Origin of the sequence: Amphibacillus sp. Q70 (genome assembly GCF_052055485.1) — a bacterium.
In the GTDB taxonomy this organism is placed as follows: Bacteria; Bacillota; Bacilli; order Bacillales; family Amphibacillaceae; genus Amphibacillus.
Genome location: NZ_CP197171.1, coordinates 2079479 through 2098783 on the forward strand (window position 1 = coordinate 2079479; position 19305 = coordinate 2098783).

The 19305-nt window shown below is 36.8% G+C and carries 15 protein-coding genes, 1 pseudogene and 1 riboswitch; of the genes and pseudogenes, 14 read left to right on the top strand and 2 right to left on the bottom strand.

Features of this window, described 5'->3' with window-relative positions; translation table 11 throughout:
• Positions 1-515 precede the first annotated feature (515 nt).
• Positions 516-1412, top strand: a complete 897-nt coding sequence (locus ACS127_RS09120) for an ATP-grasp domain-containing protein (protein ID WP_440894729.1) — start codon at positions 516-518, stop codon at positions 1410-1412.
• Between the two features lie 37 nt (positions 1413-1449).
• Here ACS127_RS09120 and ACS127_RS09125 read toward each other — a convergent pair whose 3' ends face one another.
• Complete coding sequence (locus ACS127_RS09125; RefSeq protein WP_440894730.1) at positions 1450-1683, bottom strand: hypothetical protein; 234 nt, start codon at positions 1681-1683, stop codon at positions 1450-1452.
• Positions 1684-2494: 811 nt separating this feature from the next.
• Here ACS127_RS09125 and tnpB point away from each other — a divergent pair.
• Both tnpB and ACS127_RS09135 read left to right on the top strand, forming a co-directional pair.
• A pseudogene (gene tnpB / locus ACS127_RS09130) lies at positions 2495-3650 on the top strand (IS200/IS605 family element RNA-guided endonuclease TnpB).
• Between the two features lie 358 nt (positions 3651-4008).
• The gene (locus ACS127_RS09135; protein ID WP_440894731.1) at positions 4009-4935 is read left to right on the top strand and encodes an LCP family glycopolymer transferase; all 927 of its coding nucleotides are present in this window, start codon (positions 4009-4011) and stop codon (positions 4933-4935) included.
• A gap of 342 nt (positions 4936-5277) precedes the next feature.
• Here the strand turns inward: ACS127_RS09135 and trhA are convergent, their stop codons facing one another.
• The gene (trhA, locus tag ACS127_RS09140; RefSeq protein WP_440894732.1) at positions 5278-5928 is read right to left on the bottom strand and encodes a PAQR family membrane homeostasis protein TrhA; all 651 of its coding nucleotides are present in this window, start codon (positions 5926-5928) and stop codon (positions 5278-5280) included.
• Between the two features lie 278 nt (positions 5929-6206).
• Between trhA and ACS127_RS09145 the strand changes: the two genes are divergently transcribed.
• From ACS127_RS09145 to ACS127_RS09195, 11 genes are all read left to right on the top strand, one after another.
• Complete coding sequence (locus ACS127_RS09145; protein WP_440894733.1) at positions 6207-6956, top strand: GTP pyrophosphokinase; 750 nt, start codon at positions 6207-6209, stop codon at positions 6954-6956.
• 246 nt (positions 6957-7202) lie between these two features.
• Complete coding sequence (locus ACS127_RS09150) at positions 7203-8678, top strand: gluconokinase (RefSeq protein ID WP_440894734.1); 1476 nt, start codon at positions 7203-7205, stop codon at positions 8676-8678.
• Between the two features lie 179 nt (positions 8679-8857).
• Positions 8858-10255: a glucuronate isomerase gene (uxaC, locus tag ACS127_RS09155; RefSeq protein WP_440894735.1), complete on the top strand. Its 1398-nt coding sequence runs from the start codon at positions 8858-8860 to the stop codon at positions 10253-10255.
• Between the two features lie 221 nt (positions 10256-10476).
• Positions 10477-10584: riboswitch (SAM riboswitch) on the top strand.
• A gap of 486 nt (positions 10585-11070) precedes the next feature.
• On the top strand, positions 11071-12168 hold the full coding sequence (locus ACS127_RS09160) for a 5-methyltetrahydropteroyltriglutamate--homocysteine S-methyltransferase (protein ID WP_440894736.1): 1098 nt from the start codon (positions 11071-11073) through the stop codon (positions 12166-12168).
• Between the two features lie 189 nt (positions 12169-12357).
• Positions 12358-13377 (top strand): methionine ABC transporter ATP-binding protein, encoded by a 1020-nt coding sequence (locus ACS127_RS09165; protein ID WP_440894737.1) that lies wholly within the window; start codon positions 12358-12360, stop codon positions 13375-13377.
• Positions 13377-14036, top strand: a complete 660-nt coding sequence (locus ACS127_RS09170; RefSeq protein WP_440894738.1) for a methionine ABC transporter permease — start codon at positions 13377-13379, stop codon at positions 14034-14036. The genes ACS127_RS09165 and ACS127_RS09170 overlap by 1 nt, the downstream gene beginning before the upstream one ends.
• Before the next feature lie 248 nt (positions 14037-14284).
• Positions 14285-15298, top strand: a complete 1014-nt coding sequence (locus ACS127_RS09175; protein ID WP_440894739.1) for a uroporphyrinogen decarboxylase family protein — start codon at positions 14285-14287, stop codon at positions 15296-15298.
• 17 nt (positions 15299-15315) lie between these two features.
• A complete protein-coding gene (locus tag ACS127_RS09180) occupies positions 15316-16128 on the top strand; it encodes a MetQ/NlpA family ABC transporter substrate-binding protein (protein ID WP_440894740.1) in 813 nt (270 codons plus the stop codon).
• A 283-nt stretch (positions 16129-16411) separates the two neighbouring features.
• Positions 16412-17221 (top strand): pyrroline-5-carboxylate reductase family protein, encoded by an 810-nt coding sequence (locus ACS127_RS09185; protein WP_440894741.1) that lies wholly within the window; start codon positions 16412-16414, stop codon positions 17219-17221.
• A 159-nt stretch (positions 17222-17380) separates the two neighbouring features.
• On the top strand, positions 17381-18136 hold the full coding sequence (locus ACS127_RS09190) for a VOC family protein (RefSeq protein ID WP_440894742.1): 756 nt from the start codon (positions 17381-17383) through the stop codon (positions 18134-18136).
• Positions 18137-18273: 137 nt separating this feature from the next.
• Positions 18274-19131: an aldose epimerase family protein gene (locus tag ACS127_RS09195; protein ID WP_440894743.1), complete on the top strand. Its 858-nt coding sequence runs from the start codon at positions 18274-18276 to the stop codon at positions 19129-19131.
• Positions 19132-19305: the final 174 nt, after the last annotated feature.

Consider the following 19305-nt stretch of genomic DNA (forward strand, 5'->3'; position numbering starts at 1 on the left):
TATTAAAAAAGAAAAAGTGTAACTAATTGTCGGATATTGTAGAAAAAATAATCTATACAAATTCTATCATTTCAGCCCAGAGGACTCCTTTCTCAAAAATCCGGTGAGATTTTAGATAGGAAGAGGATAGATTAATGGGTAATTTTAACTTTTCCACTTGTATTTTCATCTTCTTTAAGGCAAGCTAGGACCAGGAACTTTAGTTCTTGTAAGGGATAGAAATCAAATAACTAACTACCAATGAAGAACCGTTTGTAAGTATAGAGATATTGCTTCGCCCCACAGCCATACAAAGAAGTGACTAATGGGAGAGTAGGATTGAGAGTTTTTAGCACACCAAGTGTCAATTTCACTGATGGTTAGTTAATGGTTATTTTCAAAGTCGACACAGCAGAAAAATTCCGCCTCAAATGTCAGTAAAAATGAAGTAGCGAGAGTATTTATTCGCATAAAGATAAGGCTAAATGGTAAGTATTCGTGTATACTAGAATGAGAATTTGGTAGGAGGTGTAAGTATGAAATATAGAGGATGGTTAATTTATAATGCTGGGATGTTAACGCCCAAATTTATTGAAATACATGAGTGGTATCTTAAAACAGCAAAAGAGTATCAGATTGATTTAATCTCTTTATCAAATAGTGAAGTATTCATTGGGGTTGAAAATGGACAGTTTAAGTTAGAATCAAAGTTGACTCGTCCTGATTTTGTTTTATATTTAGATAAAGATACTCAGTTAGCTAAACATCTATCCGAATTGGGTATACCCGTTTTTAATTCTCCAGAAACCATTGCTATTTGTGATGACAAGAATCAAATGCATCAGCGATTAGCAAAAGCAAAGTTACCACAACCGTTAACTATTTTTGCCCCGATGCTATTTTCACAAAAAAAAGAGCCAGACGATCAGTTTTTGAATTATGTAGAAAAAAGTTTGTCTTATCCTCTGATCATTAAAGAGGCATATGGATCATTTGGTCAACAAGTTTACTTAATTGAAAATCGTAAGCAATTACAAGATAAAGCGCAAGAACTGATTCATCGTCCCCATCTTTTTCAAAAATATATTCGTTCGAGTCATGGAAAGGATATTCGATTACATGTCGTTGGTGATCGTGTGGTAGCGAGTATGAAGCGTGTATCTAAAAATGATTTTAGGGCAAATGTAACAAATGGCGGAGAGATGTTTGCTGTCGACCCCCATCAGGAATTTATTGATTTAGCGATTGCCGCTTCACTAGCGGTAGGAGCTGATTTTTCAGGTGTAGATTTACTTTATGATGAAGATGATCAACCATTAATTTGTGAGGTGAATTCAAATGCACATATTAAAAATATTTATCAATGTACGTCTATTGATGTCTCGGCATTTATTTTTCGCCATATTTTGGACAAACTTAAGGGTTACTCTTAAAAAGAGTAACCCTTATCTACAAAAGTTTCATCAAATTTTAGAATCCTTCATCTTCATCTTCAAGTTCGTCACCAGGCTCATCACCAAGTTCGTCGCCAGGTTCATCTTCAAGTTCGCCGCCAGGCTCGTCACCAGGCTCATCTACAGAATCATCAACAGCAGGATCATCATCTACTCCTGGATCAGCGGGATCCTCAACATCACCATCGCACGCTGCTAGTAACCCTATAGAAACAAATCCAACTGCTAGAAGCTTTAATAGTTTTTTCATAAATAGAATCCTCCTTTTTTTTCTTACACCAATTATATACCCGATCAGAATTAAAATAATCATAAAAAGCCTGATTTAACTTAACTGTAATAGGACCGTAAAAACTGAAAGCTAATTTACATAAAGTGAAATTTTTCTAAATATTCTATTTCCTTTTTCACCAAATTTTAGGATTTTAAAATAAGTAAGTAGACTATGAGTTTATTATCGTTATTGATTTTTAGTTCCATTTGAAAACACAGATTTATTTCAAAAAACAGTATATTTTGTATGGAGATGTTGGTTAGCTAAGGTTAGAATAAGCGTGAATAGCTATCTATACCGTTCAGTCAAGCTTTTCAATTGGACATTTCAAAGAAGAAAAGCACTCCAAATACTTTATTTCCTATCTTATTAGAAAACTAGCATATTTACTAAAAGATTATCATTTACCACAGATAACCGACCATGAACCTCGGGGCAACAACGGATTTCGATGGGGCGAGTAACCACTTGAAGGAAAGCTACGGAGCATTTACGCTGCAGGAATAAGTGTCTTTCTTATTCTGAGCCCCGATCAGTGGGAGTAAAAGGAACGCAGACTAAAACCGCCACATTCTATGATAATATCAGTATGACCAACATCATGTAGGCCTTATTCCCACTGATTGAAGTTCGTTTTATCGGATTTCCGACAGAAGACTCCCACTTCTAGGAACATGAAGGGCATCGCCCCGTGAGTAAGTGGGAGATGAATGTGGGTTGGCGCTAGCCAAAACATCTCTCTTATGATATAATGAGAACATATATTCCTATTAAGTGAGGTGAGATGATGTTAGTCAATAAAGCCTATAAATTCCGCCTCTATCCGAATAAAGAACAACAAATCCTCATGAATAAAACGATCGGTTGTTCACGGTTTGTTTTCAATCACTTTCTAGCCAAGTGGAATGAAACTTACAAGGAAACGGGTAAAGGACTCAACTATCGTTCATGCTCTAAACAGCTTCCCGCTTTAAAGCAGGAATATGAGTGGCTAAAAGAAGTCGATAGTATTGCCATTCAATCAAGTGTCAAACATCTATCTGAATCTTTTGCGCGCTTCTTTAACAAACAAACAAACAAACGCCCCACGATTTAAGTCTAAAAGGAACCCGACCCAATCGTATACAACGAAACACACGAACGGAAATATCGCAGTCGTGGGTAATACAATCAAGCTGCCAAAATTAGGGCTTGTCAAGTTCGCTAAAAGTCGTGAGGTCGATGGACGCCTTCTAAATGCTACGATTAGGCGACATCCAAGTGGTAAATACTTCATTTCTATCCTTGTTGAGACAGAGGTAGACTCACTCCCTCAAACGAAGCAATCAACAGGGGTCGATGTGGGCATCAAAGCGTTTGCCACACTTTCAGATGGGACGACGTATAAGAACCCTAGATGTTTACGCAGGCTAGAAAACAAATTAGAAAAAGAACAACGCAAACTGTCCAGACGATATAAACAAGCCAAGCAAGATAGAAAACCCCTTCATGAAGCGAAAAATTATCAAAAACAACGTGTCAAGGTCGCTCGTATTCACGAAAAAATTAAAAATGTCAGAACAGATTACTTGCATAAAGTCAGTACTGAAATTGTCAAGAATCACGACATCATTGGTATTGAGGACTTACAAGTATCTAACATGCTCAAAAACAAACGATTATCAAAAGCCATTAGTGAAGTCAGCTGGTCAGAATTCCGTACGATGCTTGAATACAAAGCCAAGTGGTACGGAAAGGAAGTCGTAGCCATCGCCAAAAACTTCCCTTCTAGTCAACTTTGTTCGCATTGTGGCTATCGACATCCAGACGTTAAGCATCTCGCCTTACGCATGTGGCAATGTCCCTCATGCCATAGAGCACACGATCGAGATCTTAACGCAAGTAAAAATATTGAAGTTGAAGCCATCAGACTTCTAACTGTCGGTACGACAGGGATCGCCTAATCAATAATCAACCATTAGGTTGGTGTTCTTAGGAATCTCCCTCTTCAAATTTCATTAGAAATTAAGGGGTGAGTAGTTCAATTATTTTCATTTAATAGATTGATATGAAGTAAAATCAATCAGACTTTCATTTGCTTTTACACCCTCCAATTTTTTAAAAAAATAATTCAGAAAATCAGAGCTTATTTTCTTAAATATAACCAATTATGCGTTTAAATCAGGTATAATCAAGGAGACTGACAAATAATGAGCCATAGAAACATAAATAAAAATTATTTTGAAAAAACTTGTTCATTTTGTCATTTTTGCTATACTAACAATGGTAGCTATTAATTACTGAGTAGATAGGACGATGAAAATGAGCCAGACAAGGCAACGAAAAAATCGGAAAAAGAAAAGGAATTGGTGGATTCTAACGCCATTGATCATTGTTTTAGTTTTAATTCTTACAGTCGGTCTTTATGCGGCCTATATATTTTTTGGAGTTAAAAATAATGTCGATGGAAATATGTATGAAGCTGTCGCTTCAATTGATCTAAATACAACACAAAAGAAATTAAAAGAACGAGAGAATTTAAATATACTTTTGCTTGGCATTGACTCAGAGTCAGCTGATTCAGGACGTTCAGATGCACTAATGGTAATGACCCTTAAGCCTGAAGAAGACTCAATGCAACTGATTAGTATTCCACGTGATACTCGAGCAACAATTGCTGGTCGTGGAACAGTTGAAAAGATTAATCACGCCTATGCACATGGTGGCTCAGATATGTCCATTCAAACTGTTGAAGACTTTTTAGGAATTGATATTGATTATTTTGTCCGAATTAATATGGATGGTTTGGCTGAACTTGTTAATGAGCTTGGAACAATTACAGTTAATAATGAACTGGATTTTGAACAAGGTGGCTACCATTTTCCAGTGGGTGCAGTTCAACTAGATGGTGATATGGCACTAAGCTATGTCAGAATGAGGAAGCAAGATCCTGCTGGGGACTTTGGTCGAACAGAACGTCAGCGTAAAGTTATTGAAGGTATTATTAATGAAGGGGCTACAGTTGCCAATGCGACTCGTATTGTTGAGTTAACCGATATTTTGGGCCAGAATATGGGAACGAACATGGAATTTAACGATATGCTTACACTCTTACAACATTATCGTCACACAAGACGGGCTTTTGAAAGCTATCAAATGCAAGGAACGGGAACAACGATTGATGGTGTTTATTACTACCTTGTTGATGATGAAGAAATTGATAATGTGAGAAATATGATTGAGTCTTAATTTTAAAAAGGTTGAAGAGAACATTTGGTTTTCTTCAACCTTTTTTATCTGTTTTGGTGGTTGAACGTAAAGCTCCTTCGTAATTTTGCTATCAGACTACGGTCACCCCCAATTGACTAGGGATCTATTGTTGTTAACGATTTTCCCACCTATTCATAATAGTTAGCTAAGCTAGTAAATAAGGTTGAAGTGAGTCAGTTTTTGGATGTTAATTCGTTATCTTTTTTAAAAACGAGTAAGCTTCGCAAATTCAATTATTTCCTTATTTTATTAGCATCAGTTGTTGATGTAGGCGGGGCGATGGTCAGTTATTTTACTGATTGAAGTTTGATAAGATGAGGATCAAACTTCAATGGGGAGAACGTAGAGAATAATCACAAAGTAATGTAAAATTGTTCCCGCCAATACGAGTAAATGCCATACCATATGATGAAATTTAAAGAATCGCCAAACATAAAATATCGCACCAAATGTATACAGGAGACCCCCTAATACTAATAGGACAATACCTGTTCTTGGCAATTGGAAGACTAACGTCGGCCAGGCTAATACAATAAGCCAGCCCATTAATACATATAAAATCGTTGATACAAGTACAAAACGTTTAACGAAAAAGATTTTAAAGATTGTACCGCCAATCGCAATAGCCCAAACGATCCAGAATAAGGTCCAGCCAAGTGTTCCACGAATAACAATTAATAGAAAAGGCGTGTATGTTCCTGCGATAAAAAAGTATATCGATGAATGATCTAATATTTCAAAGATATTTTTTGCCTTCCCAATAGGTAAGCTATGAAGCAATGTAGAAGATGTGTATAGGAAAACCATCGTCACACCAAAAATGGTAAAACTAACAATGTGCCAAACTGATCCATAAAGGGATGAAAAAATAATCAAAAGAACAAGCCCAGCTATACTGAGTAATGCTCCAATACCGTGGGTAATCGCATTTGCCACTTCTTCACCTAGGGTAAATTGGTTCACTTTATTCATAGCAAAACCTCACTTTCAAATTTAATTATGAAGATAGCTCGCTAAAATAGCAAGTTTGTTGAAGATAGAAATCTATTTTTTACTTGATAGGAAACTCGATCTATTAATTCGTTCCTTTAAATTCTTAAATGAATAGGCATCAAATCGAAGTCGATTAAAGGTTTCCCTGCTCTTTAGACCTGCGATTTAGCTAAATGAAAGCGATCTTTTCTTTCGCTTTATAAGGAATGCCTATGTTAAAATAGAAACGTGATAAATAAGAACAAAGGAGTTTCCTTATGACAGAACAAATTAAGATTAATCCGGCTGAATTTAAAGATATGAAAACCGAATTGTTACGTTTTTTAATGAGTTATAAATTTGCTCTTGATCAAATGAAAACAAAAATTGATATTTTAAAAAGTGAATTTAAACATATTCATGATTATAATCCAATTGAACATGTAACTTCTAGAGTTAAGTCACCAGAAAGTATTATGCGCAAAGCTCATAAAAAAGGTTGTCCATTCAAAATTGATGATATTCGGGAAAATATTCGTGATATTGCCGGTTTGAGGATTACTTGTTCATTTGAAACAGATATTTATGTGCTGCATGAGATGTTGAAGAAACATCATGATATTGAAATTGTGGAAGAAAAAGATTATATTAAACAGCCGAAAGGAAATGGATATCGCAGTCTACATTTAATTATCTCGGTTCCTGTTTTTATGTCTGATCGTGAAGAGAAGGTATTAGTAGAAGTTCAAATTCGAACTATCGCAATGGATTTCTGGGCAACACTTGAACATAAAATATATTATAAATATGATAAAGACATACCTGAACATATTATATTAGAACTAACTGAGGCGGCAACTGCTGCTCATCAATTGGATCAAAAAATGGAAACGCTTCATACTGAAATAAATGTGATTAAAGCAAATAATCAAGAGGAAGATGAGTTAGAAGTACTTCAAATAGATGATGAGCGTTTTCACTTGCCAATGAGCTTTTTTAATCGATTATCAAGTGTTAACTGGTTGTAAGAGTTGAGGTCATTTTTTGGTGAAATTCAATTGTGAATAATAGGTGAGAGGGAAGCCTTCTCACCTATTTAAGTTAAGTAGGCAAATCGCGGAAGTTGATTGCAAATCGGTAAAGTTGATTGCAAATCGAGAAAGTTGATTGCAAATCGCCGAACTTGATTGTATTTTACGAAAGTTGATTGCAAACCATATAAGTTGAGTACAAATTAAGAAGTTGTTGTTTTTACCGGAATAGGGGGGACTATTATGTCTAGAGAATTAGTTATTGGGCTTGATATTGGAACAACGAGTGTAAAAGCGATCGTATTTACTCTCACAGGAAAGCTAATCGCAGAAGCGGAGGAGTTGATTACCACCAATTACCCGAAGCCTTCTTGGGCTGAGCAAGATCCCAAAGAAATTGAACAAGCCTCTATTCAAGCATTGAGAAATGTGGTAATTAAAGCAAAAGTAGAAGATGATGAAGTATTGACAGTGGGCATGTCTGCGGCCATGCACTCTCTTATTTGTCTCGATCGAAAAATGGAACCATTGTCACCTATGATGATATGGTCGGATAAACGAAGTAGTCAGATTGCAGAAAAATGGTTGGCTGAAAATGGAGAACGGATGTATTTAAAGACGGGAACCCCCATCCATCCTATGACGCCACTTTTGAAACTAATATGGTTAAAAGAAGAACAGGCACAAGCCTATTTGAAAGCCAACTATTTTATGTCTATGAAGGAGTATTTAATTCATAGATGGTTTGGTAAAAGGGTGGTTGATTATTCGATGGCGTCTGCTACAGGATTCTTCAACGTTAATGATCTAAAGTGGGAGGAGTCTGCATTAAAATTAGCAGGTGTAAGAGAAGAGCAACTTTCTAAGATTGTTCCACCAACAGAGATTTTAACTGGCTTAAATGAAGACATTGCCAAGCAAATTAAATTATCACCGGGAACTCCTTTTGTTATTGGGGCTGCTGATGGACAACTAGCCAATCTTGGGAGTGGTGCGATTAAACCTGGTGAAGTTAATATTTCTGTAGGAACAAGTGGCGCCATTCGTCAATTTGTAGAGGGAGCACCGATCAATAGTAAAATGGAGACGTTTACGTACGCTTTTACGGAGGATATATCGATAGTTGGGGGTCCAACAAATAATGGGGGGATTGCTTTTCAATGGTTGAAAGATTTGATTGAATTTGAGGGGACACATGATGAATTATTGACCTATGCGAATAACATAGAACTTGGGTCAGACGGTATTCTTTTTCTCCCATATATTAATGGAGAAAGAGCGCCAATATGGGATGGACGTGCAAGAGGAAGTTTCTACGGACTTAGTATAAATCATACTAAAGGTCATCTCGTTCGTGCTGTATTAGAAGGAATTTCATTTAATTTGTTTCAGATCAATCAATCATTAGAGAGAATTGCAGGTACGGCTAAAAAAATTACTGTCAATGGCGGGTTATCAAAGTCTAAATTGTGGACTCAGATTATGGCAGATATTTTTGGGCAAAACATTTATTTATCTGACACACACCATAATGCTGCTTGGGGAGCAGCCTGGACAGCTCTAGTTGGTATTGGAAAAGTCCAATCTTTTACAGATATTAAAGCTAGTTTGCCAGATGAGCATGTGGTTGAACCCAATATGGAAAATCATAAAATGTATAAATACATATTTAATAAATATCAAAGATTAGTAGAAAGTCTAACCGTATTTTTTGATTAAAGCTACTTCAAGCAACTCTAGTCATTAAGAGTAGAATTGCTTGAAGTCAGTATGTAAGTTATCGATTCTTTTTAAGCTTTGTTTGGCTAACATTCGGTGATATTTGAAGATCAGTACATTTGGATGAAGGGTAGCAACGGATTGATAGCTAAACTAAAAATCTAGGAGGATGATTGCAGATGGAGACTTTTATTACAGATGATTTTCTGCTGTACAATGACACGGCAAAGGAACTCTTTCATAATACAGCAAAAGATCTACCGATTATTGATTATCATAATCACTTGTTACAAGATGAGATTTTACATGATAAAACATATCATAATATTGCAGAAATTTGGCTTGGCGGGGATCACTATAAATGGCGGGCTATGCGTGCAAACGGGGTGAATGAACAATATATTACCGGAAATAAGAGTGATTATGAGAAATTTATAGCGTGGTCAAAAACAGTTCCGAAAACATTGGGTAATCCTCTATATCATTGGACCCATTTAGAATTACTAAGGTATTTTGATATTGATGTGCTATTAGATGAAAAATCTGCCCTCGCTATCTGGGAGGAAACCAATAAGAAATTAGCCACTCCAGCATTTTCTGTTCGTTCTCTATTAAAAAATCAAAAGGTTGAGTTTGTTGGAACCACTGATGATCCAACAGATGATTTAAACAGTCATATCGCTTTAGCAGAAGAAGGATTTTATAGTTATGTTTCACCTTCTTTCAGACCAGATAAAGGGCTATATATTGAACGTGAAGATTTCCTGCCATGGATTAACAAATTAGCGGAAGTAACAAGTTCTGATATTGAAACGTATGATCAATTCCTTGCTGCTTTTGAAAAGCGTGTTGACTACTTTGATGAACGAGGTTGCCGCAGTTCAGATCATGGTATCGATGTGATGTTTTATCAACCAGCGACCCAAGCAGAAGTTGCTGATATTTTTCAAAAGCGTTTAATGGGAAAAGCTTTATCTAGCGAAGAAATAGAAAAATTTAAAACCTATACTTTAATTGTATTAGGTGAAATGTATGCTGATAAAGGTTGGGTGATGCAGCTTCACTTGGGAGCGCTACGTAATAATAATCAGAAAATGCTTAGAAAACTTGGACCCGATACAGGTTTTGATTCAATTGGTGATGTGTTGATTGCCGATAAGTTAGCTGGATTTCTTGATTCATTAGAAAAAGTGGGTAAGTTACCTAAAACAATACTATATAGTTTAAATGCGAGAGATTATAATGTTCTTGCCACGATGGCGGGAAACTATCAAGGCTCTGAAATTCCTGGAAAGCTTCAACTCGGAACTGCTTGGTGGTTTAATGATACGATTGACGGCATGGAGAAGCAGATGAAAACTTTAGCGAATATGGGCTTGATTAGCCATTTTGTTGGTATGCTGACCGATTCCAGAAGCTTCTTATCTTTTCCAAGACATGAATACTTCAGAAGGGTTTTATGTAACTTACTAGGCTCATGGGTTGAAGAACACAAGATTCCCAAAGATATGACATTGCTTAAACAATATGCACGACATATTTGCTATCAAAACGCAAAAAATTACTTTTCACTCTAACAAATACAAAGTTTTATTTGAGTTCAAAGAACATTTGTGATTTGAACGCATCTCCATTAAAATAGATCAATTTCTTAGTTTTAAGGTTTTGCTATAAAAGCTGAATTGAAGATGTATTCTGAATTTTTTAAAAAAAGCTTGCTATTTTGTAAAACATATCATAAGATATCTCTAAGCTATTTATCAATGATTCGTTTTTTAAAACAATTTAATTACAAAATTTCTTATCGAGAGAGACAGAGGGATTGGCCTGATGACGTCTCAGCAACCACCTTATTCAATGGGGAATGGTGCTAATTCCAAATAGGCAAGTGCCTAGAAGATGAGAAGAATGTTTTTCAGTTAAAGACCTTCTTCTTAGGAGGTCTTTTTTGTACCAAACAGAAGTAGTCAAGATTTTCTAACATTTTGGAAGAGTATAAAAGTTTAGCGGGAAAGCAGGTTTGATTTCGATAGTATTTTTATATTTAAAGGATAAGAAAAACAAAGGTTTCCATAAAAAAATGAACGAATGACAGGATTGTTGATTTCAATAGAAGAAGATAAGGTGATGAGTTATAAACGGGAGACACTATATGAGCACAATTGGATAGTCGAAGGGGTCAGCAGACGGGTGTTATTAGGGCTCCAATATATTTGTCAATAGCCCATCGTCATCAAACACATACTGATGATATCCCTAAAACTGAAAGACTAGCATTAGGAATTGATGATACACTGTTACGTTTTCTGTTAGGATTGAAGAGGTAGCAGATCTAAAAGCAGAGCTTCAAAATAGTTTTTTAAAAATCAGATAAAAAGGTAGGAGATTAATAATGACCATTCAAGCACCGTTTCATGCCGACCATGTCGGAAGTTTACTGAGACCAGAACGATTGAAAAAGGCACGACGTGATTATAAGGAAGGAAAAATTGAGTTAGCTGAGCTGAAGCGGATTGAAACTGAAGAAGTGACTCGTATTGTTGATAAACAAATTGAAATTGGTTTAGATGTAGTAACAGATGGTGAGTTCCGTCGTGACTGGTGGCATATTGACTTTCTAGAAAATCTCAATGGCTTTGAAGGGTATGTGCCTAAACATGGTTACTTTTTCGAAGGAGTTGAGACGGAGCCTTACGATGTACGAAATATAGGGAAAATATCATTTAATCCTGATCATCCTTTTATCAAAGATTTTAAAGTATTTAATCAAATTGTTGATGGGCGTGCCGTTGCTAAACAAACGATTCCAAGTCCAAACCAGCTTTTTCATGTTGATATCATCAATAATGATATCTATCCAGACTATGAATCTTATGCAAAAGATATTATTCAAGCTTATCGAGATGCGATTCAAGCATTTTATGAGGCAGGTGTTCGTTATTTACAAATTGATGATGTGTATTTAGCTGTCTTAACTTCACCAGATATTGATTTTGATAGGGGTCCTTATAAACGTGATTATTTGATTGAGTTAGCTGTCCGAGTGATTAATAGTGTTTTAGAGGGCAAGCCAGAGGACTTAAAAGTAACGACACATATTTGCCGGGGAAACTATCAATCGACCTACGCCTTTCAAGGGAGCTATCAATTGATTGCTCCAACTGTTTTTGCCAAAGAAAAAGTGGATGGCTTCTTTTTAGAATATGATGATGACCGTTCAGGAAATTTTGAGCCTTTAAGTCATATTCCCCATGGCGGTGCTAAAGTCGTACTCGGCTTAGTTACCTCAAAACAGGCAGACTTAGAAGATCCGGCGCTAATTAAAAAGAGGATCGAGGAAGCGGCGAAGTATGTGCCGCTAGAACAGCTTTGTTTAAGTCCACAATGTGGTTTTGCTTCAACACATCATGGAAATTTAATCACAGAAGAAGATCAATGGAATAAACTAAAACATGTCGTTGAGTTAGCGAAAGAAGTTTGGGGGGATTAAGTCCGTTTCTTATAGGTAGTATATAGCAACCAGAACGATAATCCCCCTATTCATTTCTGGTTGCTGTCTGATAATTTTTTTAAGTTAATAAAATCAAAAAGGCTTGTGCTTTTTTGGTTTTTAATTTAATATTAAACTTACTATTCCGATTAAACAACTTTGAATTATTAGAAAAAGGGGGGCAGTGTGATGATTGAATTGAGAAATATTCACAAAATATACAATAAGAAAAAAACAACGATCCAAGCATTGAAAGGGATTGATTTGAAAATTGAGCAAGGTGATATCTTCGGTGTGATTGGCTATAGCGGTGCCGGGAAAAGTACGCTCGTTCGTCTGGTTAATTATTTGGAACAGCCAACGGAGGGTGACATTATTGTCGATGGTCAGTATCTCGCCGAACAATCACCTAAGTCGCTCCGGGAGATAAAAAGAGATATTGGGATGATTTTTCAGCATTTTAATTTGCTAGAATCAAAAACAATTTATCAAAATGTGGCGATGCCATTAATTATTTCAAAGGTTGCTAAGCAAGAGATCAAACTTAGAGTCACAGAATTGCTCGAATTTGTAGGTTTAGCTGATAAAGCGTCGAGCTATCCAAGTGAACTCTCTGGTGGTCAAAAGCAGCGTGTTGGTATTGCACGTGCCCTTGCATCAAATCCAAAAATATTACTTTCAGATGAGGCAACGTCAGCTTTGGATCCACAAACGACGCAATCTATTTTAAATTTATTAAAGAGAATCAACCGTGAGTATGGAATTACAATTCTTTTGATTACTCATGAAATGTCTGTTATTCAAAGAGTTTGTAATAAGGTTGCTGTAATGGAGAACGGTGAAATTATTGAACAAGGGTCAGTACTTGATGTTTTTGGTCATCCTAAGCATTTGACAACACAAAATTTTGTTCAAACCGTCGTTAGAACAGACATACCAGATAATATCAAAGTGAATTTAGATAAAGTCGGGACACGAACATTAACTAAACTAGAAATGGTTGGTGACCATGCAACAGAGCCAATTTTGGCAACACTTATGCAAAAATTCAATTTAACTGTCAGTGCTGTATTTACAAATATGACGGAGATTCAAGAGACAACACTAGCGATTTGGTACGTTGATATTCAAGGAGATGCCAGTCAAAAACAAGCAGCCTTAGACTACTTGCTAGCACAAGGTGTCAGATGTCAGGAGGTGACAGTCTAATGTTTGAGACCAATATCACTCTACAGCAATTTGTTGAGGGGATGGGAGACACCTTATACATGGTGGGGATGTCACTATTGATCGGAACAATTTTAGGATCAATGCTTGGTATCGTTATCGTTGTGACAAGAAGAGATGGTGTGATTCCTATTCCATTTGTTTATACCATTTTAAATCCAATTATTAATATGGTTCGTTCTGTTCCTTTCATTATCTTAATGGTCGCGATCATTCCATTTACAAGAATGATGCTCGGAACGTCGATTGGAACGAATGCTGCTATCATCCCATTAATTATTTATATTACACCCTTTATTGCTCGCCTTGTTGAAAACTCACTACTTGAGGTTGGTACGGGTATAGTTGAAGCCGCTGAGTCCATGGGAGCGACTCCTTGGCAAATTATTTGGTATTTTATTTTACCTGAAGCCTTTGGATCACTAATTTTATCACTGACTACCGCAACGATTTCTTTGATTGGTGCAACAGCAATGGCTGGAACAGTGGGCGGCGGTGGAATTGGTGATATTGCGATTGTTTATGGTTATCAACGTTTTGATAGTTTTGCAATGATCTCAACGGTCATTTTATTAGTGATTATTGTTCAAGTGATTCAATCCACTGGTAATCAACTTGCTCGTTTTGTTCGACGCCGCTAGCGGATTTTTATGTCGGCTAAAAGTGTTATTTATTATTCCTTTGATCCGTAATTGTCATATAGTTTACTTTCTATAGGCAAGTCTGTTGGATTTTATAAGTTTAAGATCCACTTAGGATGCGATCTTTGTGACTTAAATAAGGCAAGGCGAACTAAGACTGCTATATCGTATGGGCTTTTATTCTTAACGAAAGAGAATCGGTCTTCTTTCATATTAGGATTACTTAAAAAAGGTAGGGAGCTATTATCATGACATTAACAAAGAAACAACGATTTATTAAAACTTTAGCTGGTAAAAAGGCAGATCGTCCCCTTGTAAGTGCCTGGCATCATTTTCTGACTAAAGAACAGGCAGCAGGTGATTTGGCTGAAGCTACAATTTCATATGTCAGACAGTATGATTGGGACTGGGTCAAGATTAACCCACGAGCTACTTATTTAGCTGAGGCATTCGGTAATCGTTATGATTTATCAGATTATCAGTGGGTGTTTCCACGTCAGATTGAAGCAATCATTCAAACACCAGAAGATTTAACAAAAATTAGCCCCATTGCATGTGAGGATTCTGCTCCATTGTCGGAACAATTAGAAGCCGTTAAATTGATTCGTCAAGGTCTGCCAGATACTCCACTGACACAGACGATGTTTTCACCATTAACGATTTTAATGTTTTTGGCAGGACGTCAATCATATGCCGATAAAACAATGTATGGCTCTGAACATCCCATTGATTTACAAAAATTATTCGTTACTCATCGGAGTGATATACATCAAGCGCTTCGTGCGATTGCTTTGACAATGAAAAACTATGTGAAGGCACTTGAAGCAGTAGGAATTGATGGGCTATTTTATGCGACAACAGGAACAGCTCATCCAGATTTATTTTCGCTAGAACAGTTCAATGAATTTTCACGTCCCTATGATGAAGTGGTGCTATCTGCATTGAAACCAGGTGGGCGCCTGTTACACACATGTGGGGCATATGCTGATCCTGAACGATTTAATGATTACCCAATTGAAGGCATTAGTTGGGACCCAAATGCTGAAGGTAATCCTGATCTAACCGTTAAATTGAACAAGGTGAAAGTTGCTGGAGTCGATCATGAAATTTTTAATACAACGAATGCTAAACCAGTGAAAGAACAAGCACAATCAGCCTTATCAATGGTAAAAGGTGAACCATTTCTATTAGTGCCCAATTGTGCGGTATCACCATTCGCTTCGGTTGAGACATTAACAGCTTTAAAAGAAAGTATTGAATAATAAAGGGGAGAATAAAGATGAAAAAGTTAATTGCCATCTTATTGCTAGGTGCTGGTCTTGTTTTGTCAGCTTGTGGCGATGATCAAGCCACTGATACGATTGTGGCAGGATTTGGTGTTGGAACGTATGAAGAACAGTTTCGTGAAGGAGTTGTGCCTATTCTAGAAGAACAAGGTTATGAGGTTGATATTCAAGTATTCTCACAAAATATGCAGGTCAATCCAGCGATGGCAGAAGGAGCAATCGACGTGAGTATCTTCCAAAGTACAGCCTATATGGAAGCGATCAATGAAGAGCTGGGTATTGAAATGACTGCCTTAACTTTCTCACCTAGTGCGCCACAATCATTGCATTCAGTACGTCATGATTCGCTTGATGCTGTCGAGGATGGTTCAACAGTTGCTCTACCCAACGACCCAGTTAATCAAGAGCGTGCTGTGCGTATGCTAGACGATCTCGGTTGGGTGACGGTGGCAGATGATGCAGGCACAGTAGATTTTAATTTAGATAGTGTGTCAGCAGGAGATTATGATGTTGAGCTAGTTGTTTTAGACCCAGCTCAAATTCTTGTCTCATTAGAGGATGTTGATTTTGGTGTTATCAATGGAAATTATATTGCTGATGCAGGTATGCGCATTGCTGATGGATTAGCCATTGAGGACACACCAGATCAACACCGGATTATTGTTTCGGTACTTGAGGAAAATTTAGATGAGCAGTGGGCTCAAGATTTAAAAGCAGCGATCGAATCAGCAGAATTTGAAGCACATATTACCGAACAATCTAAATATGATGGGTTTATCTTGCCAGATGCATGGGAAGGTAATTAATTAAGATCAATCAGTAGTGAGGCTCTGATCATACTACTGATTGTTTATATTTTGGTTTATACTAATAGTGGAAGCAGTAGAAGTGTGTGTCTAGCTGGAAAACATCGGCTCACTGATTCTGTTTGGAAGGTATTTTAGCTGGGCTGATTCTTTGAAAGGTAAAAGATGATTTGCCTTATTTGGCGTATCACTGATAAAGCCTTTCTCAGATTGTAACAAATGTTCTTCAGTTTTTTACAACCACTTTATATGAAGGATATTCTTAACCTAAACAAAATGAGGAGTGATTGATTTGGTAAAAAGGGTTCATTTTATTGGTGGTGGTCAAATGTCAGAAGCGATCATTCGTGCAATGTTAACGAATGATGCTGATAAACAGCTGATCACAGTTACAGATATTGATCAAAAAAGAAACGAATATTTAACTGGGCGGTATGGAGTTAAGGCAAATGAGTATGGGATGACGGGTTTAGCTGAAGCGGATTTAATCGTTATTGGGGTCCGGCCACAAGATGACTTGAGTACGGTCTCTCGAACAATTATTGAACAAGCTAAAGAAAAAGCAACAATTGTTTCGATTGTAGCTGGTGTTACTTTAGTGCAATTGGAAAATTGGCTGGGCAAAAATCGTCCGATCGTTCGCGTGATTCCCAATACGTTAACAGACACCGGATTGGGTTTCAGTGGTGTGGCCTTAAATGAACACGCAAGTAAAGAAGCTGTTGAGCCTTTCCTAACAAGCTTTGGCAAAGTGAAATATATTGATGAAAAATTAATTGATGCTTTTACTGGTTATGGAGTTGCGGGTCCAAATTATGTCTATTACTTTATTGAATCCTTTGTTGATGCAGGTGTTTTGGCAGGACTACCACGTGATTTAGCTTTTGAGGTTGCTTTAGAAAATCTTGTGGGTGCCGTTGACATGTTGAAACACTCTGGTAAACATCCACGTCAATTATTAGATATTAATAATTCGCCAGCTGGTGTTGGGATTCATGCGATTCATCAATTGAATTCATCAGACTTTGCTGCTGGACTACAGCGAAGCGTGTTGACAGCTGTTAATCGGACAACGGAGTTAGCTAATGAATAAAGGGAACTTAAATATGATTACTTCGACATCGAAATAGTTTACACCCCTTCACGTGATCTGTAGTTAACTTATAATGCTATAATAATAAAAAAGCTCAAGGCACAAGTTTAATTCATAGCATTTTGTGCCTTAAGCATAACGAAAGGAATGGTTGTATAAATGACTAAAATGGTTTGGGATCATACCGTTCATTATGTCAATGATTTAGAGCAGGCAAAGCAGACATTTGTAGACCAAGGCATCACTGCTTTTGATGGAGGCTCTCATAAACAGTGGGGGACATATAATGTTTTGAGTTATTTTGACTTGAATTATTTGGAGTTTTTGGCTATTGAAGATCGTGCTTTAGCCGAGTCATTAAAACCCGAGCTATCGAATGAAGTCGTTAAAGATGCGGTTCATTTATTGCCTAAATATGAAGGTTTAAGTCGAGTTGCACTGAGGACAGATGATATTGAAACTGTTCGTCAACGTCTGATCGACCATCAAATTGATGTGTCACCCCTTATATCTGGTAAGCGTTATGATGCGAGCGGTCAACTGATTGAATGGAAAATGATGACGATTGCCGGAAATTTTGATGGGCTTCGATACCCTTTTGTCATTCAATGGGCTGGTTCAGATGAAGCCCGTCGAGAGCAATTAACTCAAAACGGCATGATCACTGAGCATCCAATGGGACCACTTTCCGTGCAAGCTGCTTTGTATCGCGTCCCAAATCCTAAAGAAACAGTAGATCATTGGGCGGAAATCTTTGCAATTGAGAAAAAAACCTCTACTATTTTGGTCCTGGGTGATAAGGAATTTCGCTTTGAACAGGGTCCGGAAGCAAAGCTTTATGAGATTATATTTACAGGTCAACATGAGAAGTTGATTGAATTAAGTGGAGGGAGATATCGAGTTCTTTCGACATAAAGTAAAAAAGGGATATTCAAAGCTAATCATTTTTAGTATAATATAGGTATTGTGCATTAATTTAGCTCTAGATTATACTTAGACTGCATATTTATTAGATAGAGATAGATAAAATTAATTAAGGGGATATCTAACATATGTACAAAATTGAAAGCTTTGAAAAACAAATGTTTAAGATGTATCAGCTTAAGAATGAAGAAGGCACATCGTGGATCACGGTTTGTCCTGAGCGTGGCGGAATTATTATTGGTTATGGAACCCAAGGTTTAGAAAAGCTTTACCTAAATGAAGACACTTTCTATGATCGCAAGCAAAATATTCGTGGTGGAATTCCAATCTTATTTCCAATCTCTGGACAGCTTCCGGATGGTCTGTATGAGTGGGAGAATAAGCAATATTCGCTCCCTAATCATGGACTTGCCCGTATTCATCCGTGGGAAGTGATTGAAACCTTTGCTGATGAGGAAAAGGCGTTTATTTCTATTTTGTTTGAGAGCAGTATTGGAACAAAAGAAGTGTATCCATTTGATTTTGAAGTTATCTTTACTTATACACTAAAAGAAAATCAGCTATTTATTTATCAAACTTATCGTAATGTGGGTAAGAATCCAATGCCAATTTATCCAGGTTTACATCCTTACTTTAAAGCTAATTCAAAGATGCTTTCTATCGATACGGGTGCACAAACGTATCTTGATTATAATGATGGAGAGACGAAAACATTGACGGGTAAAATTGATTTGGAAAAATTGAATGAATCCGTAGTACTAGAAAATAAACGCACTGATATTAATGCGACAATTGATAATGTTGATTTACAAATTCATATGGCGAAGGATTTTCGTTACACTGTTTTGTGGACCGAGCAGGATAAGAGCTTTATTTGTGTAGAGCCTTGGACGGCAAAAACAGGAGAGTTGACTCGACAGGAAGAATTAATTACTGTTGAATCGGGAGAAGCATTTGAAACATGGGTTAGTTTTCAAGTAGTCTAAGTTAAATAGTTATCTAATACAGTTCAGAGCAGTTTCTTGCTTTGGACTTTTTTTATCGTCTTTTATTAGTTAGAGAGAATAATTAACGGCTTAATCTAGGAGATGGTGACCAATCATAGAAAGGGCTTAACCCATTGGAGAAAGCGCTCAATCGAGAACAGGGAGTACTCGATT

What these genes read in the sequence shown, in the direction of transcription:
- ACS127_RS09120 (WP_440894729.1), top strand. Translation starts at nt 516, where the DNA reads ATGAAATATAGAGGATGGTTAATTTATAATGCTGGGATGTTAACGCCC.
- ACS127_RS09125 (WP_440894730.1), bottom strand. Translation starts at nt 1,683, where the DNA reads ATGAAAAAACTATTAAAGCTTCTAGCAGTTGGATTTGTTTCTATAGGG.
- ACS127_RS09135 (WP_440894731.1), top strand. Translation starts at nt 4,009, where the DNA reads ATGAGCCAGACAAGGCAACGAAAAAATCGGAAAAAGAAAAGGAATTGG.
- trhA (WP_440894732.1), bottom strand. Translation starts at nt 5,928, where the DNA reads ATGAATAAAGTGAACCAATTTACCCTAGGTGAAGAAGTGGCAAATGCG.
- ACS127_RS09145 (WP_440894733.1), top strand. Translation starts at nt 6,207, where the DNA reads ATGACAGAACAAATTAAGATTAATCCGGCTGAATTTAAAGATATGAAA.
- ACS127_RS09150 (WP_440894734.1), top strand. Translation starts at nt 7,203, where the DNA reads ATGTCTAGAGAATTAGTTATTGGGCTTGATATTGGAACAACGAGTGTA.
- uxaC (WP_440894735.1), top strand. Translation starts at nt 8,858, where the DNA reads ATGGAGACTTTTATTACAGATGATTTTCTGCTGTACAATGACACGGCA.
- ACS127_RS09160 (WP_440894736.1), top strand. Translation starts at nt 11,071, where the DNA reads ATGACCATTCAAGCACCGTTTCATGCCGACCATGTCGGAAGTTTACTG.
- ACS127_RS09165 (WP_440894737.1), top strand. Translation starts at nt 12,358, where the DNA reads ATGATTGAATTGAGAAATATTCACAAAATATACAATAAGAAAAAAACA.
- ACS127_RS09170 (WP_440894738.1), top strand. Translation starts at nt 13,377, where the DNA reads ATGTTTGAGACCAATATCACTCTACAGCAATTTGTTGAGGGGATGGGA.
- ACS127_RS09175 (WP_440894739.1), top strand. Translation starts at nt 14,285, where the DNA reads ATGACATTAACAAAGAAACAACGATTTATTAAAACTTTAGCTGGTAAA.
- ACS127_RS09180 (WP_440894740.1), top strand. Translation starts at nt 15,316, where the DNA reads ATGAAAAAGTTAATTGCCATCTTATTGCTAGGTGCTGGTCTTGTTTTG.
- ACS127_RS09190 (WP_440894742.1), top strand. Translation starts at nt 17,381, where the DNA reads ATGACTAAAATGGTTTGGGATCATACCGTTCATTATGTCAATGATTTA.
- ACS127_RS09195 (WP_440894743.1), top strand. Translation starts at nt 18,274, where the DNA reads ATGTACAAAATTGAAAGCTTTGAAAAACAAATGTTTAAGATGTATCAG.